Genomic DNA, 7,688 nt, shown 5'->3' with positions numbered 1-7,688 from the left:
CGCCTTGCAGCGGCGTTTCGATGGCAACGTCGTAGACGCGCGAGGTGAGGATTTTGCGCGCGTAATAGTTGAGCAGAGCGTGCGGGGCCTGGCTCATCGCATCGCCTCTTCATACGTCGTGCCTGGATACCCGGCGAACGCGCGCGGCAGACCGATAATCAGGTCCAGAGAAGCGAGAAGGGCGATAGAGCGAGGGATGGCGATCATGTCTGACTCCTGATTCGGCAATTGTTGCCCGGGAGACAGAAGAAACCCGCCTCCAGGGCGGGTTTTTGGCAAACGTCGGCTAACCCGCCATGACTGGAATGACGGTAATAATCTGGCCGAGGTTGTGCTTGATGAGGTTCATGAGCAGGAGGTTAGGTCGACACTGGCATGCAAGTCAATAGCGCCCGTCAGCTACGGGGGTGACGTGAATACTGAATCGACCACGGTCTTTTTCGTCTGTTTGACAGGAATCAACATTTTTATTTCACATTGGCACTTTAATGTTGATCTTGCGGTCAGTTATTTCAGCTTTGATTATCACCCCCACTCACTCAGCCAAGAGGACGAAGAAATGGACGAATACCAGGAAGAACTACTCGAATACCGTGCATCGGAACTGGACCCGGTAGAGCCTGCCGACGACGCTACCGAACTGTGAACGGCTTCATGCGCTTTGACGCTGGCTGCGGCGGAACTCTCCCGGAGTCTGCCCGTTCCAGCGTTTGAAGGCGCGTTGAAAGGCTTCGGCAGAAGCGAATCCCAGCAGGTAGGCGATCTCCCCGAACGCCAGTTCAGTGTCGCGAATGTACGTCATTGCCAGGTCGCGCCGCGTGCCATTGAGCACTGCGCGAAAGCAGGTACCTTCCTCGGCCAGCTTGCGACGCAGCGTCCAGGTCGGCAGTTTGAGCCTTGCTGCCACTTCCTCCAGATCCGGTTCACTTCCGCCGTTCAATAACGGCCCCAGCAATTGAATGATGCGTTCACGCAGGCTGCGGGTGCGGGTCTGTTGTTCCAGTTCGCTTTCGCACAACTGCAACAGGTGCCGCCAGGTGCTTGGGCAATGGTCGGGGTTGCGCAATGCCAGGCTGGTCTGGTCCAGACGCAGTTGGTTGGTCGCCGCGCCAAACACCACCGGGTTATCACTCAGTACGGCGTATTGCGCGGCATAGTCAGGCGCTTCGAATTCGATCTCGACGCGTTGTGCGCGCAGTTCGGTGCCTGCCAGCGTGGAAAGCTGAGCCAGCCAGCCAGCTAAAATCGAGTCCACCACAAACCTGTTGTAAGCGTTATAGGGGCTGATTGAATAGAAGCGCATCCAGGCGCCGCCCGCGTCCTCATGGAAGCTCGACTGACCGCGATAATTGGAGCCATACAAGGGTTCAAAGCGGATCAGGGTGCGCGCCGCCTCGCGCACGTTGGGTGCCTGGGCCGCGGTGATACCGGCCAGACCTGCCTGCGCGAAACGACTCAGCTGGCCCATGCGCAAGCCCAGCCCGGGCTGGCCGGTCAGCTGGATGGCAGCGTGTCCCAGGCGCATGTAGCGCGGGATCGACAGCCGCGCCCGCGCCTGGCTCAGGCGAATCGGGTCAAGACCGTACTGCTCCAGCAGCGCGTCAGGGTTCCTGTCGAAACTGTTGACCGCATCGCTCAGGCTCTGGATGAAACCCACTGACAGATCACCCAGGCGCAGGGTCAGGGTCGGCATCGTCAAAGCCAGAGGTTGATCAGGCGCGCACCGCCAGCGGCAGCATTTTCCTGCTGCGGCTCGGCGATCGTCTGCCCAGCGTGGCTGGCAAAACTTTGCCCGGCCACGCCCTGATTCCAGAACTGCCCGCGCATGAACACGCTGATCCCGGCTTGCGCAGTGCTTTGCGGAACACGCCCGGTCAACGTCAGGTGATGCCAGGCTTCGCCCTCGCTGGGCGTGTCGGTCGGCACGTCGATGTCTGTATGCCTTGGCTTGCGCCACGGTTCGGACCAGGCGGCCTTGCCGATGACGAAGGCCGGCACTGCAATCAGTTGCGCACCGTTCTGGTTCAGGCGCGCGTAATTATCCGGGTACCAGCTGTCGCTGCCGATCAGCACACCCAAGCGCCCGGCCGGGGTGTCGATCACATTCAACGGTGCGTCGCTTGCCGTGCGCACATAACGCTTCTGATAGCGCTCGGGGTACAACTGACGCTGCGGCTGACCGAGCGGCAGCCCATCGCTGCCAAACGTCAGGCTGCTGTTATACAGCGCGCCACTGCCGACCTTCAGCTGGCCATCTTCAACGCTGGGATCGGGCAGCACAATCGAGCCTGCCACCAGTGTGACGCCGAACTCTCTGGCCAGGCCGCCAAACAGTGTCTGATAGTCCCGCGCCATCGATCGGGCCTTGATCCGCAGGTGGGCGTCATCCAGACGGTCCCTGCCTTCGGCCCCCAGGATCGCCGTGATAAATTGCAACGGATTGCTCCACGACAGCCATTCCATGGCGTCATCCAGCGTGGCGGCTTGATAGAGCTGATCCTTCTCGCCACTGGCGAACAGCCAGGTGCCGATATGTTCCGGCAGTACCACCACCGTGCGTGAGTTGATCAGCCCCTTGTCACGGGCCTGTTGCAAATAAGCGGCGAGCTTGCGGTGCAGTCGCTCGGTGTTCTGGTAATCAGTCGGAAACAGCTCGGGCTCGATCCCCAGCAGGTTGCCGCGCTCACCGGGCTGGCCTTCATTGATGGCCAGACGAATGCGCAGATCGGACAGGTAGTGACCCGCCGGACGTTGATCGGTCCAGATCGCGTAGCTGACGAGGCTGGCAACGCTCAGCAGAACCAGGCAGATGGCGAAGAATTTGCGCATAAAAAGATCGAATGACGGCCATCGGGAAATTGTCGACTAGGGTAGGGCGGCGTCAGGCGCTTGCCAAGTGCCACTGCGCGTTTGGATCAATAACTTGTCACTTTCGGTCATTGAGTGTGTGGCGGGATGCGTCTTTACTGGTGCCCATGAACCAGAGGACCCGCAGAGGTCCTTGCTATTCCGTGATTGACTCGATGGAGCTTCGCCATGACTGCTGCTCATTATCCGCACCTGCTGGCCCCGCTGGACCTGGGCTTCACGACCTTGCGCAACCGCACCCTGATGGGCTCGATGCACACCGGTCTCGAAGAGCGGCCGGGCGGCTTCGAGCGCATGGCGACCTATTTTGCCGAACGCGCCCGTGGCGGGGTCGGGCTGATGGTCACCGGCGGCATCGCGCCCAACGAAGAGGGCGGGGTGTATGACGGCGCGGCAAAACTCACCAACGCCAAAGAAGCGGAGCGCCATCGTATCGTGACCCAGGCGGTCCACGACGCTGGCGGCAAGATCTGCCTGCAGATCCTCCATGCCGGTCGCTACGCCTACAGCCGCAAGCAGGTCGCGCCCAGCGCCATTCAGGCGCCGATCAACCCGTTTACGCCGCGAGAACTGGATGAAGAGGGCATCGAAAAGCAGATCGCTGATTTCGTGACCTGCTCGACACTGGCCCGCAGTGCCGGTTATGACGGTGTCGAAATCATGGGCTCGGAAGGCTATTTCATCAATCAGTTCCTGGCCGCGCATACCAACCACCGGACCGACCGTTGGGGCGGCAGCTATGAAAACCGCATGCGGCTGGCGGTCGAGATCGTCAGGCGCGTGCGTGAGGCGGTCGGGGCGCAGTTCATCATCATCTTTCGCCTGTCGATGCTCGATCTTGTGGAAGGCGGCAGCAGTTGGGAAGAAATCGTCGAGCTGGCCAAGGCGGTCGAGCAGGCCGGTGCAACCCTGATCAACACCGGCATCGGCTGGCATGAAGCGCGCATTCCGACCATCGCCACCAAGGTGCCGCGCGCCGCATTCAGTAAGGTCACTGCGAAACTGCGCGGCTCGGTTAGCATCCCGCTGATTACCACCAACCGGATCAATACCCCGGAAGTTGCCGAGCGCATTCTCAGCGAAGGTGATGCAGACATGGTCTCGATGGCTCGTCCGTTTCTGGCCGATCCCGAGTTCGTCAACAAGGCCGCTGCGGGCCATGCCGAACGCATCAACACCTGCATCGGCTGCAACCAGGCCTGCCTCGACCACACCTTCGGCGGCAAGCTGACCAGCTGTCTGGTCAATCCGCGTGCCTGCCACGAGACCGAGCTCAATTACCTGCCCACCCTGCAGATCAGGAAAATTGCCGTAGTGGGTGCCGGGCCTGCCGGTCTGGCCGCGGCGACCGTCGCCGCACAGCGCGGGCATGAGGTGACGCTGTTCGATTCGGCCAGCGAAATCGGCGGCCAGTTCAATATCGCCAAGCGCGTGCCGGGCAAGGAGGAGTTCGCCGAAACGCTGCGTTACTTCCGCAACAAAGTGCAGGAGACGGGTGTTCAGTTACGTCTTGGCAATCGGGTAAAGGCTGCAGACCTGCTGGACGCAGGCTTTGACGAGGTGATTCTGGCGACCGGCATCGCGCCGCGCACACCGGCCATCCCCGGCATCGATAACCCCATGGTGTTGAGCTATCTGGACGTCATATTGCAGCGCAAGCCGGTCGGACGCCGCGTGGCGGTGATAGGCGCGGGTGGTATCGGTTTCGATGTGTCGGAATTTCTCGTGCATCAGGGCGTGGCCACCAGTCTGGATCGCGAGGCTTTCTGGAAAGAGTGGGGCATCGATATGACGTTGCAGGCTCGCGGCGGTGTCGCCGGGGTCAAACCCGAAGTCCACGCGCCGGCACGCCAGGTGTTTCTGTTGCAGCGCAAGAGCTCCAAGGTGGGCGACGGCCTGGGCAAAACCACCGGCTGGATTCACCGCACGGGGCTCAAGAACAAACAGGTGCAGATGCTCAATGCCGTTCAGTACCTGAAAATCGACGATGCAGGGCTGCATATTCGCATCGGCGAAGACGGCGAGGAAAAGCTGCTGGCGGTGGATAACGTAGTGATCTGTGCCGGGCAGGACCCGTTGCGTGAGCTGTATGACGATCTGCTCAACGCCGGGCAAAGCGTGCACCTGATTGGCGGCGCGGATGTTGCCGCAGAGCTGGACGCCAAGCGGGCCATCGACCAGGGCTCACGGCTGGCCGCCACCCTGTGACAGACAATGCCTGATCAAGGGTTTTGCAACGCAGCCTGCTGACCGGCGAAGACCCTGAAACGGCTTGTCTGTAAACTGCGGCGCATGATGCTCGACGCCCTCGGCTGGCAACCCACTGCTCCCCTGGAACGCTTGAACCTGCCTTGGCTGCAAGACGCCGGGGTCGAGGTTGCGATCCTGCGCCTGGACCTTATCGACGCGCTGATCAGCGGTAACAAATGGTTCAAGCTCAGCGAGCACCTCAGTCTGGCCGTTGATTCGGGTGCCGAGGGGTTGATCAGCCTCGGCGGCGCACATTCCAATCATCTGCATGCCCTGGCCGCTGCAGGCAAACGCTTCGGTTTCCCGACGGTCGGCCTGTTGCGCGGTCATGCCCAGCAGACGCCGACGGTGCTCGATCTGCAGGCTTTCGGCATGCAACTGCACTGGCTGGGTTATGCCGGCTATCGTGAGCGGCATGCTGCGGGCTTCTGGTCGCCGTGGCAGGCCCGTTATCCCGGTCTTTATCCGATTGCCGAAGGCGGTGGCGGGCTTGCCGGTGCATTGGGTTGCGGTCGGTTGCGGGCAATGCTCGACGCGCAGCTCGGGCACCTGGGCTGGGACGATTACCACGGATGGTGGCTGGCGGCAGGCACCGGCACCACGCTGGCCGGCTTGCTATTGGCAGAGGCGGGCGCTCGTCCGGTGTATGGGGCGATGGCTGTGCCCGAGGATCACGGGGTCGCACAAAACATCATCGCGGTGCTGAATGAGGCGGCCGGTGCGCAAACCGATGTCGCGTCGCGCCTGCCACCCACTTGTGTTCTGCTCGATGCCAGCCGCGGCGGTTTCGCCAGAACCGACGCGGCGCTGCTCGGTTTCATTGCCGACAGCGAGGCACAGAGCGGTGTACCTCTGGAGCCGCTGTACACCGGCAAGGCGTTGCTGGCCCTGCATGATGAAGTGCTGGCCGGTCGTTTCGCGCCCGGCACCCGGCTGGTCTTCGTCCACACCGGCGGCCTTCAGGGGCGGCGTGCGATGGGCCTGTAAGCCACGTGGCAGAGCCTTTGGCATGAATTCTGCGCAGAACGATGCGAGACGTCGGCCCTGACTACGTGGATGACACTTCTGGAGAGGGGCATCCGGGTCGCTGTCTCGATAATCGATCCATTCCAGATCAACACGCCGAGGCCCGCCATGACCACTACTACCGTAGAGCAAGTCGACCCTGCCACGCTGAAAAAAGTCATCGTCGCTGCGGCCATCGGCAACTTCGTCGAGTGGTTCGATTTTGCCGTCTATGGATTTCTGGCGACGACGATCGCGCTGCAGTTTTTCCCCAGCGGCGACAGCAGTGCAGCGTTGTTGAAAACCTTTGCCGTGTTCGCCGTGGCCTTTGCATTCAGACCGCTGGGCGGGATTTTCTTCGGCATGCTGGGTGACCGGATCGGGCGCAAGAAAACCCTGGCCATGACCATCCTGCTGATGGCCGGCGCCACCACACTGATCGGCCTGTTGCCGACCTATGCCGCGATCGGTGTGATGGCACCGGTGCTGCTGACCATCATTCGCTGTGCGCAGGGTTTCTCGGCCGGCGGCGAGTATGCCGGTGCCTGCGCGTACCTCATGGAGCACGCGCCGCGCACGCAACGTGCCTGGTACGGCAGCTTCGTTCCGGTCTCGACGTTCTCCGCATTCGCTGCCGCAGCAGTAGTGGCCTACGCGCTTGAGTCGTTGCTGTCGACCGAGGCCATGGGCAACTGGGGCTGGCGTCTGCCGTTTCTGATTGCTGCGCCGCTGGGGCTGGTCGGGCTGTACCTGCGCTGGAAGCTCGATGAAACCCCGGCGTTTCAGGCGGTTGCTCAAGAACACGCCGTGGCTCACTCGCCGCTCAAGGATACCTTGCGCCATCACGCCGCGGCGATGTGCTGTCTGGGCGCATTCGTGTCACTGACGGCGTTGTCGTTCTACATGTTCACCACCTACTTCGCGACCTACCTGCAAGTGGCCGGTGGACTGAGCAGGGCAACGGCGCTGCTGGTCTCGTTGATCGCGCTGGCCTTCGCCGCCGCCCTCTGCCCACTGGCCGGTGCCTATTCGGATCGGGTAGGGCGCCGGGTCACCATGGCAACGGCCTGCATTCTGTTGATGGTCGTGGTGGTTCCATCATTCCTGATGGCCAGCTCCGGCTCGTTCATCGCCTCGATCATCGGCGTCATGCTGCTCGCCGTGGGCGCAGTGCTGTGTGGCGTGGTAACAGCCGCACTGCTGTCGGAAACCTTTCCCACCCGTACCCGCTACACCGCCTCGGCGATCACCTACAACATGGCCTACACCCTGTTCGGCGGCACCGCGCCGCTGATGGCAACCTGGCTGATCAGCATGACCGGCAGCAACCTGTCGCCCGCGTTCTACCTCATCGCCGTGGCAGCACTGGCAATGGCCGGCGGCATGGCCCTGCCGGAAACCTCGAAAATATCGTTGCATGATGTACCTGTTACAGGCGAGGAACCGGTGGTGGGGTCCATTGCCTGAGGGCAGAGGCCGGAAACGAACATGGCTCGCATCGCAGAGCGCTGTGTGACGCAGAGCGTCACGAACTGCATTCCCACGCGGAGCGTTGGAACGATAGT

6 protein-coding genes are annotated in these 7,688 nt (G+C 61.9%); 4 read left to right on the top strand and 2 right to left on the bottom strand.

Annotated elements, in window-relative coordinates; translation table 11 throughout:
- The first annotated feature begins 412 nt into the window (after positions 1–412).
- Entirely contained in the window at positions 413–646 is a 234-nt protein-coding gene (locus tag QRN50_RS06270) for a hypothetical protein (protein ID WP_225650612.1), read from the top strand.
- Positions 647–652: 6 nt separating this feature from the next.
- Here QRN50_RS06270 and QRN50_RS06265 read toward each other — a convergent pair whose 3' ends face one another.
- Complete coding sequence (locus QRN50_RS06265) at positions 653–1,693, bottom strand: AraC family transcriptional regulator (RefSeq protein WP_024650822.1); 1,041 nt, start codon at positions 1,691–1,693, stop codon at positions 653–655.
- 2 nt (positions 1,694–1,695) lie between these two features.
- Entirely contained in the window at positions 1,696–2,829 is a 1,134-nt protein-coding gene (locus QRN50_RS06260; protein ID WP_032656536.1) for a carbon-nitrogen hydrolase family protein, read from the bottom strand.
- Between the two features lie 207 nt (positions 2,830–3,036).
- Here QRN50_RS06260 and QRN50_RS06255 point away from each other — a divergent pair, with 207 nt between their 5' ends.
- From QRN50_RS06255 to QRN50_RS06245, 3 genes are all read left to right on the top strand, one after another.
- A complete protein-coding gene (locus QRN50_RS06255; protein WP_011267166.1) occupies positions 3,037–5,076 on the top strand; it encodes an NADPH-dependent 2,4-dienoyl-CoA reductase in 2,040 nt (679 codons plus the stop codon).
- 84 nt (positions 5,077–5,160) lie between these two features.
- A complete protein-coding gene (locus QRN50_RS06250; RefSeq protein WP_096127070.1) occupies positions 5,161–6,105 on the top strand; it encodes a 1-aminocyclopropane-1-carboxylate deaminase/D-cysteine desulfhydrase in 945 nt (314 codons plus the stop codon).
- Positions 6,106–6,252: 147 nt separating this feature from the next.
- Entirely contained in the window at positions 6,253–7,590 is a 1,338-nt protein-coding gene (locus QRN50_RS06245; RefSeq protein WP_011267168.1) for an MFS transporter, read from the top strand.
- Positions 7,591–7,688 lie beyond the last annotated feature (98 nt).

The organism is Pseudomonas sp. MEJ108 (assembly GCF_030208985.1).
GTDB classification, from domain to species: Bacteria; Pseudomonadota; Gammaproteobacteria; order Pseudomonadales; family Pseudomonadaceae; genus Aquipseudomonas; species Aquipseudomonas fragariae.
The sequence above is the reverse complement of the archived record's forward strand: the minus strand, read 5'-3'. Positions and strand labels throughout refer to the sequence as shown.

Excerpts from the sequence above, each read along its gene's own strand:
- QRN50_RS06245 (WP_011267168.1), top strand. The coding sequence starts at position 6,253 with ATGACCACTACTACCGTAGAGCAAGTCGACCCTGCCACGCTGAAAAAA.
- QRN50_RS06255 (WP_011267166.1), top strand. The coding sequence starts at position 3,037 with ATGACTGCTGCTCATTATCCGCACCTGCTGGCCCCGCTGGACCTGGGC.
- QRN50_RS06265 (WP_024650822.1), bottom strand. The coding sequence starts at position 1,693 with ATGCCGACCCTGACCCTGCGCCTGGGTGATCTGTCAGTGGGTTTCATC.
- QRN50_RS06260 (WP_032656536.1), bottom strand. The coding sequence starts at position 2,829 with ATGCGCAAATTCTTCGCCATCTGCCTGGTTCTGCTGAGCGTTGCCAGC.
- QRN50_RS06250 (WP_096127070.1), top strand. The coding sequence starts at position 5,161 with ATGATGCTCGACGCCCTCGGCTGGCAACCCACTGCTCCCCTGGAACGC.